Origin of the sequence: Pseudoalteromonas sp. PA2MD11 (assembly GCF_017808125.1) — a bacterium.
Lineage (GTDB): Bacteria > Pseudomonadota > Gammaproteobacteria > Enterobacterales > Alteromonadaceae > Pseudoalteromonas > Pseudoalteromonas simplex.
Genome location: NZ_JADKNF010000004.1, coordinates 14,881 through 39,198, shown reverse-complemented (window position 1 = coordinate 39,198; position 24,318 = coordinate 14,881). Strand labels below are relative to the sequence as shown.

At 41.7% G+C, this 24,318-nt stretch carries 25 protein-coding genes and 1 pseudogene; 15 read left to right on the top strand and 11 right to left on the bottom strand.

Features of this window, described 5'->3' with window-relative positions; translation table 11 throughout:
• The first annotated feature begins 49 nt into the window (after positions 1-49).
• The gene (pepB, locus tag ISP07_RS06505) at positions 50-1,345 is read left to right on the top strand and encodes an aminopeptidase PepB (protein WP_054551182.1); all 1,296 of its coding nucleotides are present in this window, start codon (positions 50-52) and stop codon (positions 1,343-1,345) included.
• A gap of 208 nt (positions 1,346-1,553) precedes the next feature.
• A complete protein-coding gene (locus ISP07_RS06500) occupies positions 1,554-2,120 on the top strand; it encodes a phosphoribosyltransferase (RefSeq protein WP_138616378.1) in 567 nt (188 codons plus the stop codon).
• A gap of 37 nt (positions 2,121-2,157) precedes the next feature.
• Here the strand turns inward: ISP07_RS06500 and ISP07_RS06495 are convergent, their stop codons facing one another.
• A complete protein-coding gene (locus ISP07_RS06495; RefSeq protein ID WP_054551184.1) occupies positions 2,158-2,814 on the bottom strand; it encodes a Crp/Fnr family transcriptional regulator in 657 nt (218 codons plus the stop codon).
• 268 nt (positions 2,815-3,082) lie between these two features.
• Between ISP07_RS06495 and ISP07_RS06490 the strand changes: the two genes are divergently transcribed.
• Positions 3,083-3,313, top strand: coding sequence for a YgjV family protein (locus tag ISP07_RS06490; RefSeq protein WP_054551185.1), 231 nt, complete (start codon positions 3,083-3,085; stop codon positions 3,311-3,313).
• A gap of 2 nt (positions 3,314-3,315) precedes the next feature.
• Here ISP07_RS06490 and ISP07_RS06485 read toward each other — a convergent pair whose 3' ends face one another.
• The 5 genes from ISP07_RS06485 to ISP07_RS06465 form a co-directional block, all read right to left on the bottom strand.
• Positions 3,316-4,956, bottom strand: a complete 1,641-nt coding sequence (locus ISP07_RS06485) for an amidohydrolase (RefSeq protein WP_209327143.1) — start codon at positions 4,954-4,956, stop codon at positions 3,316-3,318.
• Positions 4,957-5,048: 92 nt separating this feature from the next.
• Positions 5,049-5,282, bottom strand: coding sequence for an EF-hand domain-containing protein (locus tag ISP07_RS06480; RefSeq protein WP_054551187.1), 234 nt, complete (start codon positions 5,280-5,282; stop codon positions 5,049-5,051).
• A gap of 4 nt (positions 5,283-5,286) precedes the next feature.
• Positions 5,287-5,520, bottom strand: a complete 234-nt coding sequence (locus ISP07_RS06475; RefSeq protein WP_054551188.1) for an EF-hand domain-containing protein — start codon at positions 5,518-5,520, stop codon at positions 5,287-5,289.
• A 98-nt stretch (positions 5,521-5,618) separates the two neighbouring features.
• Positions 5,619-5,846, bottom strand: coding sequence for a hypothetical protein (locus ISP07_RS06470; RefSeq protein WP_209327142.1), 228 nt, complete (start codon positions 5,844-5,846; stop codon positions 5,619-5,621).
• 9 nt (positions 5,847-5,855) lie between these two features.
• A complete protein-coding gene (locus tag ISP07_RS06465; RefSeq protein WP_054551190.1) occupies positions 5,856-6,083 on the bottom strand; it encodes a cag pathogenicity island protein Cag25 in 228 nt (75 codons plus the stop codon).
• Positions 6,084-6,395: 312 nt separating this feature from the next.
• Here ISP07_RS06465 and ISP07_RS06460 point away from each other — a divergent pair, with 312 nt between their 5' ends.
• The 4 genes from ISP07_RS06460 to ISP07_RS06445 are packed head-to-tail and all read left to right on the top strand — an operon-like array spanning position 6,396 to position 10,237.
• Entirely contained in the window at positions 6,396-7,853 is a 1,458-nt protein-coding gene (locus tag ISP07_RS06460) for a HAMP domain-containing sensor histidine kinase (RefSeq protein WP_209327141.1), read from the top strand.
• A gap of 1 nt (position 7,854) precedes the next feature.
• Positions 7,855-8,382, top strand: coding sequence for a hypothetical protein (locus ISP07_RS06455; protein WP_054551192.1), 528 nt, complete (start codon positions 7,855-7,857; stop codon positions 8,380-8,382).
• A gap of 2 nt (positions 8,383-8,384) precedes the next feature.
• Positions 8,385-9,728 carry a sigma 54-interacting transcriptional regulator gene (locus ISP07_RS06450; protein WP_054551193.1) on the top strand — a complete coding sequence of 448 codons (1,344 nt, stop codon included), beginning with the start codon at positions 8,385-8,387 and terminating at the stop codon, positions 9,726-9,728.
• Positions 9,729-9,736: 8 nt separating this feature from the next.
• Positions 9,737-10,237: a DUF1543 domain-containing protein gene (locus ISP07_RS06445; protein WP_209327140.1), complete on the top strand. Its 501-nt coding sequence runs from the start codon at positions 9,737-9,739 to the stop codon at positions 10,235-10,237.
• Position 10,238: 1 nt separating this feature from the next.
• Here the strand turns inward: ISP07_RS06445 and ISP07_RS06440 are convergent, their stop codons facing one another.
• The 4 genes from ISP07_RS06440 to pdsR form a co-directional block, all read right to left on the bottom strand.
• On the bottom strand, positions 10,239-10,448 hold the full coding sequence (locus ISP07_RS06440; protein ID WP_054551195.1) for a hypothetical protein: 210 nt from the start codon (positions 10,446-10,448) through the stop codon (positions 10,239-10,241).
• 50 nt (positions 10,449-10,498) lie between these two features.
• On the bottom strand, positions 10,499-10,669 hold the full coding sequence (locus ISP07_RS06435) for a hypothetical protein (RefSeq protein ID WP_156426462.1): 171 nt from the start codon (positions 10,667-10,669) through the stop codon (positions 10,499-10,501).
• Positions 10,670-10,782: 113 nt separating this feature from the next.
• Complete coding sequence (gene pdsS / locus ISP07_RS06430) at positions 10,783-12,909, bottom strand: proteobacterial dedicated sortase system histidine kinase (protein WP_209327139.1); 2,127 nt, start codon at positions 12,907-12,909, stop codon at positions 10,783-10,785.
• The gene (gene pdsR, locus ISP07_RS06425; protein WP_209327138.1) at positions 12,909-13,598 is read right to left on the bottom strand and encodes a proteobacterial dedicated sortase system response regulator; all 690 of its coding nucleotides are present in this window, start codon (positions 13,596-13,598) and stop codon (positions 12,909-12,911) included. The genes pdsS and pdsR overlap by 1 nt, the downstream gene beginning before the upstream one ends.
• 219 nt (positions 13,599-13,817) lie before the next feature.
• Here pdsR and pdsO point away from each other — a divergent pair, with 219 nt between their 5' ends.
• Genes pdsO through ISP07_RS06410 form a run of 3 tightly spaced genes read left to right on the top strand, consistent with a single transcriptional unit; the run spans position 13,818 to position 17,154 of the window.
• A complete protein-coding gene (pdsO, locus tag ISP07_RS06420) occupies positions 13,818-14,555 on the top strand; it encodes a sortase-associated OmpA-like protein PdsO (RefSeq protein WP_209327137.1) in 738 nt (245 codons plus the stop codon).
• 26 nt (positions 14,556-14,581) lie between these two features.
• Positions 14,582-16,582 carry a marine proteobacterial sortase target protein gene (locus ISP07_RS06415; RefSeq protein WP_209327136.1) on the top strand — a complete coding sequence of 667 codons (2,001 nt, stop codon included), beginning with the start codon at positions 14,582-14,584 and terminating at the stop codon, positions 16,580-16,582.
• Positions 16,570-17,154, top strand: a complete 585-nt coding sequence (locus ISP07_RS06410; protein WP_082389160.1) for a class GN sortase — start codon at positions 16,570-16,572, stop codon at positions 17,152-17,154. The genes ISP07_RS06415 and ISP07_RS06410 overlap by 13 nt, the downstream gene beginning before the upstream one ends.
• Here ISP07_RS06410 and ISP07_RS06405 read toward each other — a convergent pair.
• Positions 17,064-18,008 carry a DMT family transporter gene (locus ISP07_RS06405; protein WP_209327135.1) on the bottom strand — a complete coding sequence of 315 codons (945 nt, stop codon included), beginning with the start codon at positions 18,006-18,008 and terminating at the stop codon, positions 17,064-17,066. The genes ISP07_RS06410 and ISP07_RS06405 overlap by 91 nt on opposite strands.
• 125 nt (positions 18,009-18,133) lie before the next feature.
• Here ISP07_RS06405 and proB point away from each other — a divergent pair, with 125 nt between their 5' ends.
• The 5 genes and pseudogenes from proB (at position 18,134) to ISP07_RS06380 (ending at position 24,003) form a co-directional block, all read left to right on the top strand.
• Positions 18,134-19,237, top strand: coding sequence for a glutamate 5-kinase (gene proB / locus ISP07_RS06400; RefSeq protein WP_209327134.1), 1,104 nt, complete (start codon positions 18,134-18,136; stop codon positions 19,235-19,237).
• A 63-nt stretch (positions 19,238-19,300) separates the two neighbouring features.
• Complete coding sequence (locus ISP07_RS06395; RefSeq protein WP_054551201.1) at positions 19,301-20,263, top strand: GGDEF domain-containing protein; 963 nt, start codon at positions 19,301-19,303, stop codon at positions 20,261-20,263.
• 67 nt (positions 20,264-20,330) lie between these two features.
• The gene (locus ISP07_RS06390) at positions 20,331-20,690 is read left to right on the top strand and encodes a glutathione S-transferase N-terminal domain-containing protein (protein ID WP_054551202.1); all 360 of its coding nucleotides are present in this window, start codon (positions 20,331-20,333) and stop codon (positions 20,688-20,690) included.
• An 81-nt stretch (positions 20,691-20,771) separates the two neighbouring features.
• On the top strand, positions 20,772-22,256 hold the full coding sequence (gltX, locus tag ISP07_RS06385; RefSeq protein WP_054551203.1) for a glutamate--tRNA ligase: 1,485 nt from the start codon (positions 20,772-20,774) through the stop codon (positions 22,254-22,256).
• Positions 22,257-22,477: 221 nt separating this feature from the next.
• Positions 22,478-24,003, top strand: a pseudogene (locus ISP07_RS06380) (arylsulfatase).
• Positions 24,004-24,318 lie beyond the last annotated feature (315 nt).

Here is a 24,318-nt window from a genome sequence, read left to right as displayed (position 1 = left end):
TGGCTGTAGTAAACTCAATCAACATTTTTAGCGCAAAGAGTATTCTAACATGTCAGAAAAATTTCTAGTTCAACTTAGCGAGCAGGGCGCTGCCGCACATTGGGGCGAAAAAGCCGCTCTTTCTTTTACTGAACAAGGCGCAACTGTTCATTTAACTGAGCAAGATACACTTAAAAACGTACAAAAAGCAGCACGTACGTTAGCTAATCAAGGCTTAAAAAATATTGCCTTAGTAGGCGATGTTTGGTGCACAGAAACACAGTGGGCTTTTTATCAAGGTTTTGTATCACCAAAGAATTTAGACGCAATTGAGTTTGTTGAAAATGCAAAAACAGACAGCAAAGAGCTGACTTCGTTAAAGCAAGCTGCGACGTGGGCTCGTCAAATGATCAATGGCACTGCGGATGATATTTTCCCAGAGAGCCTAGCTGGTAAAGCTGCTGAGTTTATTCAGTCATTAGCGCCTGAGCACGTAAGCTACCAAATCATTAAAGGCGATGCTTTATTAGAGCAACAATGGATTGGTATTCACGCGGTAGGCCGTGGTAGTGAGCGTCCACCGGTATTATTAGCATTAGATTACAACCCAACTGGTGACGAAAACGCACCTGTTGCTGCCGCTTTAGTTGGTAAAGGTATTACGTTTGATTCAGGTGGTTACTCAATCAAAGCAAGTGAAGGCATGTTAGGCATGAAGTGCGACATGGGCGGTGCTGCTACAGTAACTGCAGGCTTAGCACTTGCTATTAGCCGTGGTATCAACAAACGTATTAAATTGTTTTTATGTTGTGCTGAAAACTTAATTTCAGGTCATGCCTACAAACTTGGTGATATCTTAACGTATAAAAATGGCACTACAGTTGAAATCGTTAATACTGACGCTGAAGGCCGTCTAGTCCTAGCTGATGGCTTAATGGCTGCAGGTGAGTCTGGCGCGCCATTAATCATTGATGCGGCAACACTAACAGGCGCTGCGCTTGTTGCTGTTGGTCAAGAGTACAATGCATTGTTCGGTCTTGATAAAGAGCTTGTACGTGACGTACAAGACTTTGCAGAGCAAGAAATGGAAGCTGCATGGCCATTACCACTTGAAAAATGGCATCAACAAAATTGCCCGTCGCCATATGCAGATACCGCAAATAGCCGTCCTCAAAAAGGTGGTGGTTACGGTGGTGCTTCTAATGCGGCTGGTTTCTTATCACGCTTTGTACCAAATGAAGGCAAAGGTTGGGTGCACATTGACCTTGCTGCTGCATTTAACATGGGTAGCACAAGCGAGTGGGCTGCAGGCGCAACAACACAAGGTATGCGTACCGTTGCAAGAACCTTACTAGAAAAAGCGTAAGCAATTTACTTTTTCTGTAGCTAATTAAAAGCCCCTTAACTTTATCTAAGTTAGGGGCTTTTTTGATCTAAAGGGGAATTTTACAAACTGATACAAGCTTTTTTGAGTAAATTAGTATAAAATCCCGCCCCACATTTTCTCATCCTGTGGTTAGTTTTTATTAAATTAGCTACACTAGAATGATCATTTCACACTGGGGTCTCTATTTATGTCAGATAAGTGCTATATCACTGCGCAGCAGCTTCTTGAAGATTCATTTCGTGTTGCGGCACAAGTTTATGAAGATGGTTTCCGTCCTGATTTCATCATTGGTATTTGGCGTGGTGGTGCTCCAATTGGTATCGCAGTTCAAGAATATTACGATTATAAAGGCATCGAAACTGACCATATCGCAGTGCGTACTTCTTCGTATTACGGTATTAACCAGCAATCTAAAGAAATTAAAGTTCACGGTTTGCATTACATCATTGAAAATGCCAATGCAGATAACTCATTACTAATCGTTGATGACGTGTTCGATTCTGGCCGCAGTATTTTTGCATTAAAAGAAAAGCTTTCAGAGTTAATGCGTTTAAACCTACCACGTGATATTCGCGTTGCTTGCCCATACTACAAGCCGAAGAACTCAAAAGTAGACATGGTGCCAGATTACTTCATTCATGAGTCTGAGGAGTGGCTTGTGTTCCCTCATGAGCTTTCAGGCCTAACGCCAGACGAAATTATCGAAGGTAAGTCAGATTTAGCTAATATTCATGATTTACTTTTAGAAAAGTAAGTTTGAATACCCTTGCAGTTATGAGTGTGTCCTACACTTATAACTGCGCAAAACTATCGACGTAATCACTAAGCTTGTCGATATCTACTACTTGTAAACCTTGATTGCTTCGCTGCACTAAGCCTTTTTCAACTAACTCTGTAACTACGCGTCTATATGCTCTTTCGGTGGTAGCAAAGCGCTCAGCTTCAGCATTTACGGTAGGGTAGGCACGCAGTAACGTTGGGTTGCTGTTTTCAGCTCTTAATAAGCAATCTTTAGCTATGTTGTAGCTAAGAGGTAATAGCAGCTTATCTAAGTTTATTTTTTGGTTTTCTTGGAATTTAGCGGCAATTGTTTGCGCTGTGTACAAGCTTAACTCTGGCTTTTCTAACAGTAGTGCGCGCCAATGCTTGAGCTCTATTAGGTTATAGCTTACATCGCTAAAGCACGTAACTGTATAAATACACGGATAGTTATTCAGAGCTTCAATTTCACCTATTAGTGTGTTGTTACAATCAAGCTGGCCTAAAAGAAGGCGTCGGCCATTACCCACGTCATAGCTGAACGACACTGTGCCGCTTCTCACTAATACGAGTTTTGACAAGGGTTGATCTTGGTGGATCAGCACTTCTTTTTTAGCTTGTTGAAAACTGCTGCCAGCAAATGTCAGTAATTGGTCAACAAGGTAGCTTGAAAAATGATATTGAAACATTAACGCCGCTCTTCGGACAATTGTCCTATTTATTACATCTTAATGACGTTAGCATTAAGATTCTAAGAATTTACGCTAACTTGCTAGTAAGGTGTTTCACGTTACTGATACCTTCATTTCCCGTGTAATGATTTTAAAGCCAAGGTTCTTCTTAAGCTTTACAAGGTTTTTAGTAAGTTAGCTTTTTTATTTTATTGTCAAAATAGCACAGAGTGCGTCAAAAAAAATGACAAGCTCCAATGCTAACCTAAAGCCTAGGAGAGAACAATTGAGTTGGGAATATTTAGGCTATTTAGCGTCAGCACTGTTGGTTGCTTCTTTGACAATGAGCGATGTAGTAAAACTACGTTGGCTTAACTTAGCAGGGTGTATTGCATTTACCTTCTACGGATTAGCAATAGGAGCCGTGCCCGTTGCCTTCACTAATGGCTTACTGGCGTTTGTGAATATTTACCACATCGTTAAATTAAAGCGTCAGCAAAAAGCTGACGCCGAGTAATATTATTCCTCTTTTTTATATTTCAGCTCGCCCGCAATCCAAGTTTGCGTCACGTTTATATCGTGAATTTCAGAAATTGGCGCTTTGTAATAGTCTTTATCAATCAAAATAAAGTCAGCCCATTTACCTTGCTCTAAACTGCCTACCTTAAACTCTTGATGTGCAGCATAAGCACCACCTAAAGTAAATGCACGCAAAGCCTCATCACGCGATAGCAGCTCTTGTGGTCGCCAGCCGCCTTCTGGTAATTGATTATGATCCATTCGGGTGATGGCCGAATATAAACCATCAAATGGGTTAGCAAGCTCCACTGGAAAGTCAGAACCCGCTGCAATCACTGAGCCTTGTGCTAAAAAGGTCTTCCAAGCATACGCCCCTTCAAGCTGTTTTTCAGTCAGGCGCTGCTCAGCCATATGCATATCAGAGGTTGCATGAACAGGCTGCATTGATGGGATAATTTTTAATGTTTTAAAACGAGGAATATCTTCAGGAGTCACAATTTGTGCATGTTCAATTCGGTTACGAAGTAAAATCCCACCGGTTTTTTTGAACACATTTTCATACGCATCGAGCACCACGTGATTGGCTTTATCACCAATTGCATGAGTGTTTGCACTAAAGCCATGGGAAAAGCTTAGGTTAAATAGCTGCTCAAGCTTTTCTTGAGTTTCAAGCATTAAGCCATGATGATTTTTACGATCAGCGTACTCTTCAATGAGGGCTGCGCCTCGGCTTCCCAAAGCGCCATCCGCATACACTTTGACACTGCGAATCGACAGCATGTCATTCAAGTCTTTATATTTACCCGCTTTGAGCATGGTTTCTAATTGAGGATCGGCAGCACTTAGCATGGCTACGATTCTGACAGGAAGAGTACTTTGCTCAGAGCGCTGCTTGTACACTTGCCACGTGTCGTAATCGATACCGGCATCATGGGTTGATGTGATGCCTAAACTTAGTAGATGTTTACCTGCATTATCTAAGGCTGTATTTATGCTGGCATGGCTTACTTTTGGTACATGCTGAGTAATAAGCGTTTCGGCTTTATCAATGAATACCCCTGAAGGTAAGCCAGAATCTAGCTTTAAAATTTCACCGCCAGCAGGAGAGGGAGTTTGTTTGGCAATACCTGCAAGTTCCATGGCTTTTGAGTTAACCCACACAGCATGACCATCAACGCGAGAAAGCACCACAGGTTTGTCTTTTACGTATTTGTCTAAATCAGCTGCAGTTGGAAACTCACCGCCAGGCCATTGCTCTTGGTTCCAACCGCGACCAATGATCCAACTTTGTTTATCTTTGGCAAACTCAGCCAGCATTTTGCCAACCTCATCTGCCGAGCGCGTATTCCTTACATCAAGTTGTGAAAGGTTATTTCCTAAACCAATCACATGGCCATGAGCATCGACTAAGCCTGGTAACAATGTGGCTTGCTTGCCATCAATTGCGGTGGCATCAGGGAAGCTATTTTTAATTGAGTCATTGCCTGTTTTTACGATTTTACCGTCTTTAAAAACCAGTGCAGAAAAGTGTTGGGTTTCGCCTTTATAGGTAGGCGTATAGCCATTTACATTATAAATAACAGTGGTGTTGGCAAAACAGCTAAGTGAAGCTGTTGCGAGTAAGCTGATGATGAGTTTCATAATCTTCTAATAGTTTTTATTGATTTATGAAAACAGTATCAGAGTTGCAGTAAACTGCAACTCAGCAGAGATTAATAGTTAACTATAACTCTTTATTTGCTCGCATAAATCTTAAACTCACTGAGGGATAATTTATTATCTTTATCACTGTCGTAATTTTTAAATCGCGACCACAGAGCTGGGTCTCTCGCAGACTCTGAGCGAGTCAGGTAACCATCGTCATTACGATCAAGTTGTTTAAATTTTTCACCAATACTATCTGCAGCAAAACTCATTGTGCTAAATGCACAACTTAAAACTAGGCTGGCAAAGGTTAATTTTGACATTACTTTAACTCTTGTTTGTTAAATAGTGTTTAAACTCAAGGAGCGAGATTTGTTGATCTTTATCTGTATCCCACTGCGCTATGCGTTTTTGCAAGTGCGGTTGCGATGACAGTTCCTGCTCAGATAAAAAGCCATTTTTATCTTTATCTAGGTGATCAAAGCGTTGTTTTACGTCCAATGCTAAGCTATTGAAGCTTATAGTAATTAATGTGCATGGAGCAAGCCAGAAAATTCTCATAATTGTCTCCTAAATAAAAGTGCTTGCCATAATTTAACTCCCAAAATTTAAATCCGTTTACACATTCCCTCTGGGATTATGGCAAGCACTTTAAGCCGTTAAGGTTTGAATTTTTCAAACTCTTGTTCAGACAAAACCTGATCGCCGTTTTCATCCAGATCGGCAAATTGCTTAAGTAAGTTTTCGTGTTTGGTTGCTTCAGTTAATGAAATCTCGCCATCGGCGTTTGTATCAAATTTAGCAAATCGAACATCCATTTGTGATGCTAAAACGGTGGCGCTGATAACTAAAAACATCAGCGAGAATGCAGCTAAAAGTTGTTTCATTACAATCTCCTATTGAATAAACGACTGAAACTCAGAAAATGAAATTTGGCCATTTTGATTACTATCAATTTGCGTAAAGTTGCCGTGCAACAAGGCATCCTCAGATGCTTCTGCCTCACTCAAAAAACCATTGCTGTCTTTATCTAGCTCATTAAATGTTGTCTGCAAATCAAGTGCGTAACTATGAACTGAGAACAGACTTATAAGCAGGGTGGCTACCGGGGCCGTTACTTTCATTTTGTGTCCTAAATAACTAATTTGCTTAGTACTAATCAAAATCAGTGCCAATTTTAAAAGTACCTAATTATCAATTGGTTATGGGTTTTATGTGGTTTTGAATGCGAAATAGTTACAGGGTGTTGTGTCTTTTTTGCAACGATTTTCAGGTGTTAAAAGTTTATCCACTTTATTTCAATGAGTTAGCTTGTTGCTAAATAGCAACTTTGTATCGGTTTTTGGGTGAAAATCAGTCCTTTTTAAGGTCGGATTCAGCGAGTGTCTAAGTTTGTTCACTAATAATCAGCATCTGCAATTATGTTGAGAGTGAATATGCAAAATAAAGTAGCGATAAAAATAAAACAGTTACTCAATTGGCGACCTAGTCTTATTGGCCAGTTCGTCTGTAGCATTTTGCTGTCTTTACTACCGTTATCTTTGGTGGTGATTTTATTTTTAAATGCGCTTAATAAGCAGCTTGCAGTGACTCAAGAAATCGTCGGTGACAATTACGAGATTACTAAAGCATTTAACAACCTCAAACAAGACTTAAATAGCCTTGAACGAGCAACTCGACAAAACTGGGTGCTTAAAAGTGAATCCCTCGATAGCTTAATTGCCAACAAGTGGCAATCGTCACTGCAAAGTGTCGATGAGCTCATTTTCTTAAGCCCAACCGCTGATTATGTCTCGCAGTGGCGGCAATTGGCTGAGGTATTACAATTTGCGCATCAACATTTATTAATAGAACAAAAGCAAGACGGTGAGCTGTTTGCACCCGCTAGTAAGCTTATCAGTGAGCAAACAAATTGGCTCAAAGAGCAAAATGAATTGCGCATCACAAAAAATCAGCAGCAATTAAAAGCGCTTCAAGCTTCATTTATTAATTGGTTAGTTGCGTTAATTCCACTCACGTTATTGGTCGGGGGCGGGTTTCTTTGGCGGATCAGCGGACGGCTCAGAGAACTTACACATGTGATTGATAAACTTGGACAAGGTCACTGGCAGCAAAAAATTCAAGTTCGCGGCTCGTCAGAGTTAGTTGAATTAGGTAATAAATTAGAATGGGTTCAAGCACAGCTACATATGCTTGAGCAACAAAAAGATACGTTTTTACGCCATGTGACACATGAATTAAAAACGCCCCTAGCTTCGATGGTTGAAGGCACAGACTTACTCGCAGATGAAATTGTTGGTCCTATCAATAGCGAGCAACAAGCCGTTCTTGAGCTAATAACACAAAGTATGGTGCGACTTAGAGCCATGATTGAAAGCCTATTGAGTTACAACGCCATTCGCACCAGTAAGCAAAGCCTAAGCGAGCTTAATTTTAACTTGATGATGAATAAAATTGAGCGTCATTTTGAGCACCGGTTATCAGCGCGTGACTTATCCATTGTGTGGGTGAACGAGTTACCAAATAAAGCTTTGTTTATCTCAATTGAGCTACTTGAAATGGTGCTTATTCAGCTTACCTCAAATGCGTTAAAGTTTTCGCCAGAACATGAGTCAGTGACAATAAAATCAAGCTTAAAGCAGGGACAGTTAATTTTGAGTGTCAGCGACTTAGGAATAGGCATAGAAGATACTGAAAAAGCCGCTGTGTTTGGGGCTTTTTACCAAGGTAAGAATGCAAAACAACATACTGAAATGGGCAGCGGGCTTGGTTTAACCATAGTTAAAGAAACCGTTGAACAATTAAACGGTAAGCTCTCTATTACTGATAATGACCCGCAAGGATGTGTATTTACAGCCATTTTACCAATTCAATTAACCCAAGGAGTTAACTGATATGGGCTTAGCGAATAAAGCCAGTTTTATGCTTGTTATAGGCACACTTTTTATAACAGGGTGCACGATCACGCAAAAGCATGTTGAGGCAGAGCAAATAGAGCCGACAGCTGATGTGAAATCTCAAGGGCAACCTAATCCAAAGCCTCGGCCGAAAAGTGAGCCGTTATATCCGCCTGCAAGTACAGTTATTGCTTGGCATGCTGCCAAGTGCGGTGGCTTTAAGGCAAGCTCTGATAAAGCAAATTATGTTGGCGAAAATGAGCTAAAGCGTCTGTTTGAGTCGATTTGTTTACTCGGTGCTTCAGAGCCAGAAAAAGCTCTTAGTCAGCTTGAAAAAAGTGACCATGCTTTTTATTGGCCAGATGATATTAAGCAGTATCTATGGTTACAAAAGCAATATTTACAACAGAATTTAGCAGCAAAACAAGCTAAGCAGGCGCTAAGTGATGAAATGGAAAAAACCTTATCGTCGCTTGCGACTATCGAACAACAACTTCTGCTACGTGAAGAAACCAAGGAGCAGTAACCATGAATGAAGTAACAAAACCACGGGTTTTATTAGTAGATGACGATGCGAGTTTATTAAAGTTACTAGCGATTAGAATTGAGTCTAAAGGCTATTTGGTAAACACAGTTGAAAGTGGCATTGAGGCATTACAAACACTAAAAAACCAAACCTATGATGCGGTGATCACTGACTTAAGAATGGATGAAATGGACGGCATGGCTCTACATCGCCAGTTACAAAGTCGTTACCCTTCAATGCCGGTGATTATGATGACAGCACATGGTTCGATACCTGATGCAGTGGAAGCGACGAAGCAAGGTATTTTTGCATTTATTACCAAACCAGTTGATAAAGATGAGCTGTTCGACAGCCTTGCTAAAGCTATTGAGATCCATGGTGTACACGGTGATGAAACACCGACACAAACAAATATTGTCACCCGTAGCGGCGCGATGTTGCATTTACTTGAGCAAGTTAAATTGCTTGGTCCAACGCAAGTGAATGTGTTGATCTCCGGTGCTAGCGGCACAGGTAAAGAGTTGCTTGCACAAGCAATACATCAACATAGCCATGTTAGTGACGGGCCATTTGTGGCAATTAACTGCGGCGCTGTGCCGGGGGAGCTTTTAGAGTCTGAATTGTTTGGGCATAAAAAAGGCGCGTTTACAGGCGCAGTCAAAGACCATCAAGGTTTGTTTCAACAAGCTCAAGGTGGGACCCTTTTTCTAGACGAAATTGGTGATATGCCGCTAAATTTACAGGTAAAACTACTGAGGGTTTTACAAGAGAAAACCATTCGCCCTGTGGGCTTTCAAGAAGAGATCCCAATTGATGTGCGGGTGGTGTCGGCGACTCATAAGAACCTCCCAGAGGCAATCAATAATCAGCAGTTCCGTGAAGATTTATATTACCGATTAAATGTGGTGAACTTAAAACTGCCTCCGCTTTGTGAACGCCGAGAAGATATTAGTTTGCTAGCACAGCATTTTGCAGGTCTAATTGCTAAACGTATGGGGCAAGAGCAAAAGCAGTTTGCCAATGATGCGATGCATGCTTTGGTGCGCTATGATTGGCCGGGTAATATCCGTCAATTACAAAATGTGATAGAGCAGGTAGTAGCCCTTACACCTGGTAAAGTGATAGCTGCTCAGTTAGTTGAGAGTGCATTAAATAGTAATGTTAGTATTGCTGAGCCACTTTCGTTAAATGATGCAAAAAAAGAATTTGAGCGAGATTATTTAATTAATACGCTGAAAATGTCAGCGGGTAATGTTGCCGAAGCCGCAAAGCTTGCGAAACGTAATCGCTCAGATTTTTATAAATTAATCAAAAAGCACAACATTAATGTTGAAAGCTTAATATAAGGAAAAACATGGCGCTTTTTTTAGTCTATCTGGGCGGTCGTATTCAAGGTTGCCACATTGAAATGCACGACGTTCGATTTGTCGTAGGCGATAGCATTGAGCAAACCTACTCAAAACTAAAAGCACAATGGGTGGGTGATAAAAGCAACGTACACATGGATAGCTACATGCAAATTCAGCACATTGATGGTTATCAGGTCGAAGTGGTTGATAGTGCGCATCACCAAGCCGAAAAACTGTATTTTGTGAATTTAGGTGCTTACCGAGCTGATAGTCTTGCGGAGCAACATGATTTTGCATTGTTCGTTGCCCGTAGCAGTGAAGAAGCAAAGCAACGCGCTAAAGAGTCTTTATTGGCGGGAATGACTCATCTTCATAAAGATGACTTACACGATGTAGACGATTGTTTTGCGATTGATTTGTTAGATAGCAACTTATCAATAAAATTAACGCCAAGCGGGCAAGCTCAAGCAATGAAGCCCGATTGGTTTGGCTATCACGTGTTGTGATCTATTCTTGGTTATCGTTTTTACTGGCAACTTTAAAGGCGATAATCACCAATCCAAACAAAGCAAATGGCAGTGCAGCGAGTAAATACTCAACGGTATGGCTGTCTTGATAGTTGGGCTGGAGTAGGAAGTGACCTGCAACACAAAGTAAAATAGCCACGAATAAAACGGGCAGTAAAATCAGTTCTTTTTTAGGTGAGTGTTTTTTCATTACAAGGCGATATATTCCAAAGGTGCGCCATTGTAATGATCTCAGCTTACTCAGGTCAAATAAGTTGCTTTGTAGTTTGCTTTATATTGCGCTGTATCAACTTTTTTAGTGTCAGCTTTTACAGGCTGCTTTTTTGGAGCCGCTGGTTTATCGGTTGCTTCATTATAGCTAAACAGCCCCATAATGAACTCAATCTCTTCACGTTGTAATCCAGATCGCATGATGCCCTCCAAAGAATAATTTGCCTTTTGTATTACAAATATTACGTCCTGTAATCTGAATTATCGGTGAACATCGCGTCACTAAACTGTAATCATATGTAACGCAAATATGCTTATTTAATAGGCAGCTCCACAGTAAACACAACACCTGTGCCATCATCTAAATTTTCTGCCAATACTTTACCGTGATGGTAATCGCAAATAAGCCTTACAATATAAAGACCTAAACCCAAGTGGGGCTGCTGCTGATGCTGCTGACTTCTCACCGAGACCATTGAGTCGAAAATGTGTTCAACTAAACCGTCAGGGAGCAAAGGCCCTTGGTTGCTGATTTTTAATAATGCATGCTGCTCTTGCTTGGTTAAGCTGACTGAAATTGTGCTTTGCGGGGTTTTAAACTCAAGTGCGTTGTTGATGAGCTTATCGAGTAATTGGGCAATAAATTCTGGTGCACCACTAACATTTAACGGCTCTTTACAAAGCGACAAGGTAAATAGGCTTTCACCATAGGTTATTTGATAGCCTTGCATGCAGCCGGTGATCACCTTGGTCAGGTCAAACTCTTCTGCCTCGGCACTTTGAATACTTTGTTCAAGGCGCGTTGCTTCACTCATGGTGGTAATAATTTTTCCTAACCGCTCAACCCCTTCACTAGCACGGTCGAGGTATTTCTGACTCAGTTCAGATTGCGGCTGCATTTGTAAGTTTTCAAGTGATGAGCGTACAACTGCCACAGGCGTACGCAGCTCATGGGAGAGTCGTGATGACATATTTTCTAAGTAATCAGTATAACCACTTAAACGGCTAACAATGTTGGCAAAGCTGCGAGAAAGGTCGCCAATTTCGTCATTCGAATCGGCATAAGTAATCTTGCCAGTGATCCGCCCTTGAGCATCAATGGCTTGCTCGGCATTATCACGTAAGCGGCGAATACGGCTGGAAATTCTTGAAGCAAAAAAGAACAGTGTCACAGTACCAACAAGCATCACCGCTAAAATCACATTAAAGAGCTTTTCTAAGGATTTATTACGCAGAGTGCGCACGCCGTTGGTGGTTTCTTCTGCGATTACTGCACCAATGACTTTATCTTGGATCCAAATAGGGTAGGCCGCCGATAAAATAACGGCTTTGTTATCTGGGGTTAAGCGCCATGATGATGCGGGTTTACCATTTAAAGCGCTGGCTATGTGAGTACCTTGCATCGCTGCGACATCATGTAAGGTATCAATAAACTCATTTTCTGGGCGAGTTAAAATTTTATAGTAAAGTGGGTGTAAGTAATCTTGCTCAAAGCGTTGCCACCAGGTTGTTGCGGGCGCATCTTTTAGGCCGTCTGCCCAAACGCCATCGGCATGATGAATTGAGCCAGATTGTGCAAGTACACGATGATGGTTATCGACGACCCAAATTCGGCTGCCACTGTGGCCCATGCCTTTCAAGATACGGTTAATTTCTGGCGAAGGCACTAAAACTGAGCCGATATCATTTGGGTTTTGCAGGTTTGAGGTCGACATTAACTGAGGCTCAACCTTGTCTTCATCCCAATCTTCAATTGCAAAACCAAGCTTATTACCTAGCATCGAAAGTGGAAAACGCAGCTCTATGTTGTAACCCGCGTTGGTGCTTTTAAAATAGCCTTGGATTTTAGTGACCGGCTCTTGTGTCGAAGCATCAAAGGCATTAACCCAACCATCTTGGCGGGCGGCCACCACATAACGTTTAAATTCACCTTCTGGTGTTTTTAACATGATCTGTAAGTGATCATTACGGGTAAAGCTGAGCACATTTTTAGCACGATACACCAGTGAGTTATCAGTGACTTTAAATGCCGCATAAAGGTAGTTTTCGTATTTGCCTACCATGTGATCAAAACTTAGATCACTCTCTTGATGATCATTACTTAACCCCTGTAAGTAGCGCTTGTCGTAATGCCAAAATAAGCTTTGATAAGGCTGCCACTCTGACAATTTACCATCAAGTTGAATCGGGTTATTCAGATTATAGGCATATAAATCTCGGCCTTTTACAACTTGATCTAAAAAGTTGGTTTGCGAGTCAAACAAAGCAGGGCGCTCATGTAATGCCGTTGCAAGTGCGCGGGTGGTGCCCACTAAGGTTTTTTCTTGCCCTTGCCTTAAGAACTTTTCCATTTCCCAAACATATTCATAGCCAAGCCAAGGCAATAAAAATAAAAAGCAGGATAAGAAAATAAACTTTGTTCTAAGCCCCAAACGCAGCATTAAGCTTGCTCCCAGCGATAACCCATACCGTAAACGGTATCAATGCAGTCAAATGCACCATCTAAAGCAATAAACTTTTTACGAATGCGTTTTACGTGTGAAGTAATAGTGCTGTCATCAACATAAATTTTCGCGTCACTCATTAATTCGTTGCGGCTTTTCACATGGCCTGGACGCTGTGCAAGTGAATGTACCATCCAAAATTCTGTCACAGTTAAATCAACCAGTTGCTCTTGCCAAAAAACCTGCATGCGCTGGGTATCTAACTTTAACGGGCCGCGATGTAAAAGAGCGGTTTGATCGGCGGGTTGATCGAAGGCATCAAGGCGTCTAAACAAGGCACCAATGCGAGCAGCAAGATGCGCCATACTGATGTCTTTGGTTAAGTAATCGTCAGCACCCATGCGCAGGCCACATACGGTATCAATTTCGCTATCGCGGGCGGTTAAAAATATAATCGGTAAGGTTTTAGAAAGACTGCGTAATGTTTGGCAAAGTAAAAAACCACCATCCACTTCATGGCCAAGGCCAATATCAACAATGGCTAAATCTGGTAAAGATTGACTAAATGCCACTTCAGCACTGGCTCTGTCAGCAAAGCCTACAACCTGATAGCCCTGAGCGCTGAGCATTTCTGTGTAGTTTTCGCGGATTGCTGTTTCATCTTCAACGATTGCTATTTTCTTCATTGTTAATACTTACTTAAATTCTTTCTATAGCGAACTATACCTAATTTTTTGCCTTGCGTACTGGCAAAAACGCGATTGCCATTTTTCTGCCACAATTGCTCAGCAGTTTGCCTTTTTTGATCCCCTTTATTGCCATTTCGACTTGTTTTAATAGCTCCATACCAAGTTCGCAACACCAACCAATGTTGCCAAGCAATTAAGTAGAAAAAGGATTAAACCATGAAAAAATTAATTATTGCCGCTGTTATCACGTCTGCTGTATCTGTAGCCCCTTTTGCAGACGCTGCGAGTCAAGCTAAACAAGAAACACCAAAAGAAACAGCCATTGGCTTAGGTGCAGGTGCCGTTGTTGGCGGAATCGTCGGCGGCCCAGTGGGTGCATTTATTGGCGCGTTTGCTGGTGGCTTAATTGGCGAAAAAGAAGCGGCAGACAACACCATTGATGAACAAGCACACGCATTAGTTGTAATGAAAGAGCAAACCGCTGATTACCAACAAGTAATTGCCGATAACGCCGCCTTAAGTGAGCAGCTTGAATTATTAGCTGACGAAAAAGAGCAGTTACTACAAGCCCAATTGAACACCTTATTGGCCATGACGGTACAGTTTAAAACTGGCTCTAGTGAAATTGCCCCACACTTTGCTAACCAGCTCAATAAAGTCGCACAGTTACTTATTGCTCAGCCAAATCTGGCTATCGACTTAAATGGCTTTGCAGATCAGCGTGGTGATGAGTTGGCTAATTTAATGCTCTCAAAACAGCGTGTAAATGCAGTGCAAAGCTACTTAATTAAACAAGGTGTGCCTCATACGCGCTTAACCGCTACCGCCTTTGGTGAGCAGCAAAGTGTTGCCGATTCAAATAACTACGAAGACAACGTGTTTGACCGCCGCGTAACCTTAACGACACGCCCTGTTTCACAAAGCAGCTTACGCACAGCACAAAGTAACCACTAATTCATCGGTCGATGGAGTGACATATTATGTTGAGTAACCGTACCAAAAGGCTCCTTTTGGGGAGCCTTTTTATCCTCTTATTAGGTTATGCAGTTAACCCTGCATTTGCAGCCAATGCCAGTGCCGAACTACGTTTTTATGATGATTCTAATAGCCAAGTGTCGTCGGGCTTATTAGTGAAAAACGATGTCACTATGACGCTCACTGGGCTTATTAATCATGTTGTTGTTAAACAGCGTTATCAAAACCCGCACCCGTTTGCGGTTAATGCCCGATATGTGTTTCCGTTACCAGATGAAAGCGCAGTTCATGCCATGCAAATGCAAATTGGTGAGCGCATTATCACCGGTAATATTGTCCTTAAGCAGCAGGCTGAACAGCAATTTGAGCAAGCCCAAAAACAGGGTAAACGCGCCGCTTTAGTACGTCAGCAACGCGCGAACATTTTCTCTACTGATGTAGCAAACCTTGGAGCAGGGGAAGAGATTGAAATTACCTTGCAATACCAAGAGATAATCGGTTTTCGAGATGGTGTGTTTTCACTGCGTTTTCCAACCACTATTACTCCGCGCTACGAACCTTTAACGGCAGAACTGCAGCAAAAAGTGAATCTAGAAACAAAAGACACAGAACAACAGAGCGACGCAACAGCTGATACAGCGCAATTGGCATCAGCGTGGCTAAAGCCTGTTTTTCATCGTGCACAAAGCCAAGAGTCTGATGCGAGCCTAAACCTTGCTATTTCGATGGATATTGGCCTTGAGCTGAGTGATATCAGCGCTAATTTAGCGGGCATGCAAATAGATAACCCAAGCTTTGGTCGGTACCAGTTATCACTTAATCGTGATGTTCCAATGGATAGAGACTTTGAGCTGACATTTAAGCCCCTTGATAAAGCCCACTCACAGGCTGCATTTTTTACCGAAACAGTAGCAGGGCAAGAATATGGTTTACTGATGTTAGTACCGCCAAGCGATCACTTTACCTCGCAAGCTCGTCTGTCTCGTGAAATGGTGTTTGTTGTAGATACCTCTGGCTCAATGCATGGCCAATCAATGGAGCAGGCTAAACAAGCCTTGTTTTATGCCCTTTCATTATTGGATGAAAATGACAGTTTTAACATCATAGGCTTTGATAATGAAGTGTCGGTATTAAGTGACACGCCAATGATTGCCAATGACTTTAACATTCGCCGTGCAGAGCGCTTTATTTATGGCTTACAAGCCGATGGCGGCACCGAAATAGCAAAAGCACTGACTCAGGTACTTGATGGTAAACAGCATGATGGCTTTGTACGCCAAGTGGTGTTTTTAACCGATGGCAGTGTGGGTAACGAAACGCAGCTATTTAAACAAATTCAAACAGATTTAGGTGACAGCCGACTCTTTACCGTCGGTATTGGTAGCGCACCTAATAGCTTTTTTATGACCAGAGCTGCTGATATTGGCCGTGGTACATTCACTTTTATAAGTAGCACCAGCCAAGTACAGCCCAAAATGCAGCTGCTATTTGATAAATTAGCGCATCCCGCGGTTACAGAACTTGCACTTGAAGGCGACAAAGCAGCCCTTGAGTATTGGCCATCGCCATTACCTGATTTGTATTTTTCAGAGCCGGTTTTGGTTGCTGTGAAGCTTGATGGCAGTCAGCACTTAACATTAAAGGGGCAAACAAACACAGGGCCAATGACGATTAATTTAGCAACGGCCAATGCCGCAAACGGCGAAGGTATCGCTAGACTCTGGGCAAGACAAAAAATTAAGTCACTACTGCTTTATAATGAAAAGGATGCGGTACGCGCAGAAGTTGAGACATTAGCACTTCAGCATCATTTACTTAGCCCTTTTACAGCCTTTATTGCAGTTGATAACTATGCGGATAATGAGATTGCAGAGCGTTCAATGCAAGTGAGAAACAAACTTCCTAACGGCATGACGCTACCGCAAACCGACGGACAAAGCCGCGTGTTTATGCTAATCGGGTTACTATTACTCGCTTTTTCGTGGTTATGGCAATGGCGACGCTAAAAAAAGCGCTGCCAGTTTGCAGCGCCTTACTTGGCATCGCATTGTTTGTGAATGGTGGCTATATGCAGGCGAAAGCTTGGCTGGCTCAGGCTCTGATTGAATCTGCTTGGCAGCAAGCTTTGCAAAGTCCTAATCAGCAAGTGAGGCCTTGGTTTTACGCCGATGGTTATGTCACTGCACACATAGAATGGCCAAGCCAGCAGCAAGAATTGACTGTACTTGCTGGTGCATCGGGGCGAAACCTCGCGTTTGCCCCCGGGCATTTTTTGCCAAGCGGTGAACTTGGCAGCACAAATGGGGTGCTGATTGCGGGTCATAACGACACCCACTTTGCATTTCTAAAACATGTCAAAGTGGGTGAGCAATTCAGTATGCAATTGCAAAATGGCCAAATTGAACACTATCAAGTTCGCAGCATTGATGTTATTCATCAAAGCGAGCAAGGGTTTTTAGCACAATCAGGCCTTTATTTATTAACCTGTTACCCTTTTGACTCGTTAGCTTCAGGGACTGATTTTAGATTATTGGTGTCGGCTGATAAATTATCGTCTACGTCAACTTTCAGTTCTTGATGACGTTGGCTAACAATAACACCGGCAAATACCACCGCAATACTCACCCATTGCCAAAGTGTCAGAACTTCGCCAAGTAAAATGGCAGACAAAATTAACGCAAAAATTGGAATGAGGTTTGAGTAAGCAGCAGCGGTTAACACCGACACCTTACTGATGGCGTAATTGTACATGCCATAGCCGCCTAAAGTGACACATGAGCCTAAATATAAAATGCTCAGAAGGGCACTTAAATCGTGCTGATTTTCGCTGGGTAGTTCGATGAAAAATAAAAATGGCGCAAAGAATAAGCTACCGCTAAACCCTTGGATTGCTATTAAAGTCAGCGGTGAGTAACGAGCGACTAAGTGTTTTACGCTCACGGTATAAAACGCGGCGCAAACCATCGCCATCAACTCTAAAAAGTTACCAAGCAGTGGGATAGGGGCTTGCTCAGTACTTGGTGATAATAGCGTTAATAAAATACTGCCGCCAATACATAAGGTAAAACCAACGACAATGGCTTTACTGATGTACTCTTTTAAAATTAAGAACGCCAAAATAGCGACGATAATTGGTAAACAAGAGACAATCACCCCAGCTTGCGATGCCGAAGTGTATTCAAGGGCATGCCCTTCAAATAAATAATAAAAGCAAGGCTCAGCCAGTGACATACCAATTAAGTACTTCCAGTCGCCTGGTTTGAACTCAAAGCGGATTATATAGCGCCATAAACATAAGCTAATCAATAGGGTGGTTAGCATTCTTAAAAAAATTACTAACACAGGGTCATAAACATTGATTGCATGCTTTAAAGCAATGTAAGAGCTACCCCATAAAAAGGTCGCAATAATTAAGCATAAACTGGCTGGCATAGGTGTCGCTATTGAGTAAAAAAACGAGAGCGCGATCCTAGCATGAATTTTTTTAACTTGTTCAAAAACTGTTAGCTGGTATATATATACCCAAACTCCCTCAATATGCAGAGTATAAGAATCAAATGCAAAGGCCACACGTCGTTGTTGTAAAGCTGGGCACAAGCGTGCTGACAGGCGGTACCGACAAATTAGATAAAGCACACATGGTTGAACTTGTTCGCCAATGTTGTGAATTAAAAAAACAGGGTTATCAGGTTGTTTTAGTATCAAGCGGCGCGGTTGCTGCAGGTCGCGAGCAACTCATTACCCCCTGTGGTCGTTCTTTGATTGAAAAACAAATGCTTGCCGCAATCGGCCAAGGACAGCTTATTCATATTTGGCAGAGTCTGTTTGCTTTGTATGGTGTGAATGTAGGGCAAATGCTATTGACCCGCGCCGATGTGGAAGACCGTGAACGTTACTTAAATGCCCGCGATACCTTGAATGCACTTCTAGCGCACAATGTGGTGCCAATTATTAACGAGAACGACGCTGTAGCCACCGCCGAAATTAAAGTCGGCGATAACGATAACTTATCTGCTTTAGTCGCAATATTAGCGAATGCTGAAAAGCTGTTATTGTTAACTGATCAAGAAGGCTTATTTACAGGCGATCCTCGCTCTGATGCCAATGCAACACTAATCAATGAAGTGTCTCACATTAATGATGAACTCAGAGAGCTCGCTGGTGGCAGTGGCACAACCCTAGGTACCGGAGGTATGGCAACCAAACTGCAAGCGGCCGATATTGCACGTCGTGCTGGTGTTGAGGTAATTATTGCTAAAGGGGCAGGCAAGAATGTGATTTTAAATTGCATGGCTGATAAGCTTCCAGGTACGCGCTTTTTAAAACTCACCGCACCAAAAGATGGCCGTAAAAAGTGGCTTCTAGCAGGGCCTAAAAGCACGGGGCAATTAGTGATAGATGACGGCGCAAGCCTTGCGCTTAAAGAACGTGGCGCAAGCTTACTGGCAAAAGGCGTAAAGACTGTGAAAGGGCAGTTTGAGCGTGGTGATGTGATTGAAGTGGTGACCTGCCAAGGGCAATGTATTGCTAAAGGCCTTGTTAACTTTAATCATCAAGAAATTGATCAAATTAAAGGCTGTCATTCATCGCAAATAACTGAGTTGCTTGTATTTGCACCAAGCAGTGAAGTAATTCACCGAGATGATATGATTTTGTTATAGTTTTTTAGTAATTCTAGCAAACTTAACTAAACTAAAGTTATGTTTTATTTTGGGGGCTTCTAAATGGCTTCTAATGCTTGCGGGCATGACTGGGTAGTCACTATAACGCAACAGGAAGAAGAGCCTGAGTTAGACAGTGCACTGATAAATGCTGTTGCTGAATTAGGTGAGTTTACACGTTTTGCAATCTATATTAATAAAACCTTTAATATTGGTCTTCCCGCACGGCTGTTAAATAAGAACACAGCGATTGAGGAGCTTAGCGAGCAAGAAGTCTTAGACTTATTGGCAAAAGTCAGTCGCAATAAAATTCGGATTAGCCGTGATTGTGGGGTGATATCGACATATGTGCCAATTTATTACACTGGAAATGTTGTCGGTATACTTGTTGTTGAATCTGATAAAGAGTTAACCGAGCGCTGCAGTATGCTAGCTATTTATATGCTGAATATCTATGCGAATCAGCTCTCTTTATTACATAAATCACAGCAGGATCCACTTACTGAACTTCTTAACAGGCAAACATTTGATAAAAAAGTGATTGAGATAGCTGCCAATACAGCGGTCGAGCATGACTCTAAGCAGTGTCATTGGTTCCTTGCTATGGTCGATATTGATCATTTTAAACGTGTTAATGATAACTATGGTCATGTAATTGGTGATGAGGTTATTTTACTTGTGGCACAGCTTTTAAAAAATAACTTTCGTATTGAAGATTACGTTTTTCGCTACGGCGGCGAAGAGTTTTCTGTGTTATTTCAAGCAAGTGACGAGTTAGATGCACGAAATGCACTTAATCGTTTTCGCTCCTGTGTTGCTCAATACCCATTTCCTCAAGTAGGCAACTTAACAGTGAGTAGTGGTTTTATGCCAATCTATGAGTTTGAAATGGTTGCCAGCCTTGTTCAAAAAGCCGATCAGGCCTTATACCATTCTAAAAACAGCGGTCGTAATTGTGTCACTGCTTACTCCGAACTAGATATTCAACAAAGCCAACCTCAAGATGATTCAATTGAGCTGTTTTAAGGTGTTGCAGCGCGCTTAGCTGTGTTAAAATTGCCCACTATTTTTTTGAACCCTATGAGAAGGTAAGATGAAGTTTGTTCGTTGGTTGTTAGGCCGCATCATTTTGTTTTTTGATTTTGTATTCACGCCACGTAGTAAAAAGCGCCCGGCAGCAGAGCAAGCCGCGCTTGATTCAGTGACATCACAATTTAAACTATATCAATTTAAAGCCTGTCCATTTTGCGTGAAAGTACGTCGTGCCATAAAACGTCAAGGCCTTTCAGTTGAAACCCGTGATGCCAAAGATAACGAGCAATTTCGCCAAGAGCTATTAGAGCAGGGCGGAAAAGTAAAAGTTCCTTGTTTACGCATTGAAGAAAACGGCCAAGTGACTTGGTTGTATGAATCAAACGATATCATTGCTTATTTAGATAAAGTCGCGGCATAAAGCGGCTTTTCACTTCGATTATAGCCCGTGCTGTGCTAGCATTTGGGCAAATTTTTTAATTGTCTTTTGAGAGATATAACCATGACAATTCGCACCCGTGTTGCTCCGTCACCAACTGGTGACCCGCACCTAGGTACTGCATATATCGCATTATTTAACTACTGTTTTGCTAAGCAGCAAGGCGGTGAGTTTGTGTTACGTATTGAAGATACAGACCAAGTTCGTAGTACGCCAGAATCAGAGCAAGCTATTATGGATAGCTTACAATGGTTAGGCTTAAACTGGGATCACGGTCCAGATGTAGGCGGTGAGTTTGGTCCATACCGTCAATCTGAGCGTAGCGATTTATATAAGAAATTCGCGCATCAGTTAGTTGAACAGGGTAAAGCTTTTTACTGTTTTGCTACGAGCGAAGAACTAGACCAAATGCGTGAAGAGCAAATGGCCGAAGGCCTACGCCCTAAATACGATGGTCGTGGTTTAAATCTTTCTGAAGATGAAATTAAAGCAAACCTTGAAGCGGGTAAGCCTTACGTAATCCGTATGAAGATCCCAAGCGAAGGCACGTTTAAGTTTAACGACTACCTACGTGGCGAAATTGAGATCCCATGGGAAAATGTAGACATGCAAGTGCTACTTAAAGCTGATGGTTTCCCAACTTACTTCCTTGCCAACGTTGTTGATGATCATCACATGCAAATTAGCCACATTTTCCGTGGTGAAGAGTGGATCAATTCAGCGCCTAAGCTATTAAAACTATATGAAGACTTCGGTTGGGAAGCGCCAGTACTAGGTCACTTACCGTTACTGCGTAACCCAGATAAGTCAAAATTATCGAAGCGTAAAAATCCAACTTCAATCAACTACTATAAAGAAATGGGTTACCTTCCAGAGGCACTATTAAACTATTTAGGCCGTATGGGTTGGTCAATGCCAGACGAGCGTGAAAAGTTCACCTTAGCAGAGATGATTGAACACTTTGATATGAAACGAGTGTCGCTTGGCGGCCCAATTTTCGATATCGATAAGCTTAGTTGGTTAAACGGTATGTGGATCCGTGAAAACTTATCTGATGCAGAGCTAATGCAGCGTTTTGTTGATTGGAAATTTAATACCGAGCTATTCGCTAAAGTATTGCCAGAAGCAAAAACACGTATTAATACGCTTTCTGATATGGTTGACCTTGCGGGCCACTTTGTAGGTGGTATTCCAAGTTATGATCCTGCGCTATTAACAGCAGGTAAAGCTGATGAAGATGTAATCCGTCAAGCATTACAGTTCTTCATCTGGCAATTAGAAGGTTTACGTAGTTGGGAAAAACCAGCGATTTTTGCTATCGCAAAAGAAGTGGCGACTTTCCATGAGTTGAAGATTAAAGACTTCCTAGAGCCAATCTTTGTGGCTATCACAGGTAAGACATCTTCAACATCAGTACTTGATGCGATGGAAATTTTAGGCTCTGACTTATCGCGTGCTCGTTTACGTGTTGCTTTAGCACATCTTGGTGTGTCTAAAAAGCAAGCGAAAAAAATTGAGCGTGCATACCGCGATTATCCGCAAGCTTAATCATCCTTTAGTTTTATAAACCGAGCTTTATGCTCGGTTTTTTTATATTTAAATCAAAGTTACCCCAGATTTCACTTGTAAATAGGGACTGCTCTAATAGTATTAAACATGCACAATTTATCACTTGTATGAATATCTTAAGAAAGCAGTATAAGGTGACTGCAAGCGAGGGGTTTTTGAAGCTAAGGCAAATGCTTTAGTCAGTTTTCAAGGAGAAAGTGATGTTTAAATACATACTGGCCTGCGTGGCCATTTTAGGCTTAAGTTTACCAAGTGTCGCTGCAGAAAAACCCAATGTACTTGTTATTTGGGGCGATGATGTTGGTATGTGGAATATTAGTGCTTACCATCGAGGTATGATGGGAGGCAGTACACCTAACATTGATAGCATTGCGAATGACGGCATGATATTTATGGATCATTACGCACAGGCCTCGTGCACTGCTGGCCGCGCTGCATTTATTACTGGTCAGTATCCTATGCGTACAGGTCTCAGTACCTTAGGTCTTCCTGACGCACCACAAGGTTTGCAAGAGAAAGATCCAACCTTAGCAACCATGCTCAAATCAAAGGTTATGTTACAGGCCAGTTCGGTAAAAATCACTTAGGTGATCGTGATGAACACTTACCTACAAATCATGGCTTTGATGAATTTTTTGGTATCTTATATCACCTCAATGCAGGTGAGTATCCAGAGCAGCAAGATTATACTCAAGACGCTAAAACACAAGAAAAGTTAGGCTTAAAAATGCGTGGAGTCATTCATGCAAAAGCGCTTGGAAATGGCAAACAAGAGATTAAAGATCTTGGCCCATTTGGGAAAGAGCGTCAGCGTAATTTAGACCAAGAAGTACTTGTAGAGTCAAAACGCTATATTCGTGATGCAGTAAAACAGAATAAACCTTTCTTCGTGTGGCATAACACAACTCGAATGCATTACCAAACTAACCTTAATAAAGCTTATGACGGTAAAACTGGCTTTGGTTTATATGCTGATGGTATGGCCGAAATGGATGATGATGTAGGTGAGTTACTTAACTTACTTGATGAACTTAAAGTCGCTGATAACACAATAGTGATGTTTTCTACCGACAACGGTGCCGCATCAAACTCATGGTTAGATGGTGGTAATCAGCCATTTCATGGTGAAAAAGGCGTTGGTGGCTGGGAAGGTGGCTTCAGAGTACCTATGGTTGTTAAATGGCCGAACCATATTCCTAAAGGTGTGAGCACAGGTGAGTTCATGACAATGGAAGATTGGGTGCCAACGATTATGTCGTGGATTGGCGATAAAGATTTAAAAGCTAATTTATTAAAAGGTACCAAAATCAATGGTCAAAAGTATAAGGTTCATTTAGATGGTTTCGATCAAAGTGATATCTTACAGAACAATGGTAAAACAAAGCGTAAAGAGTTCTATTACTTCACCGAAACTACCTTTCATGGAATGCGTTACGGTGACTGGAAATTAATTTTTACAGAACAAAATCATTGGTTTAGGTCTACACAGCAAGCTCTTACTTCACCTTACATTATTAACTTAAAAATGGATCCATTTGAGCGTTTCATTGATGCTAGGGGGTATGATGAGTGGGCTGAAAACCGTAGTTGGATTTTAGGCCCTGCAGGTAATCAAATTTCAGAGTTTGTAAAAACCTTTAAGGCATTTCCGCCTAGTCAAGAGAGTATGTCAGTACAAGTGGGTAGTGTTGCTGAAATGATTTCACAGCAAGCGTTAAACCGCTAAAAAACGATAGGCTTTACCAGAACACAATGTTGCAAAATGACAGTTTTGCTCATCGCTGGTAAAGCCTTTACTGCTTCGAATTTGAAAACCATGAGCCAGCTCAAGTTATAGTTGCATAAGAGTTATGCGATTTACCACTGTATCATCATAATCAATTGATTAATAAATAAATTTTATCTTCATTTCTTACCTAAATTAAATATGCTACTTCTATTTTGTATTCAGAGATATTGTATATAGAAACACTATATTAGCCCACCTTTGGTAACTTTAATGTTAACAGTGTGTACAAAACGCTACACGAATGTGCGTCAT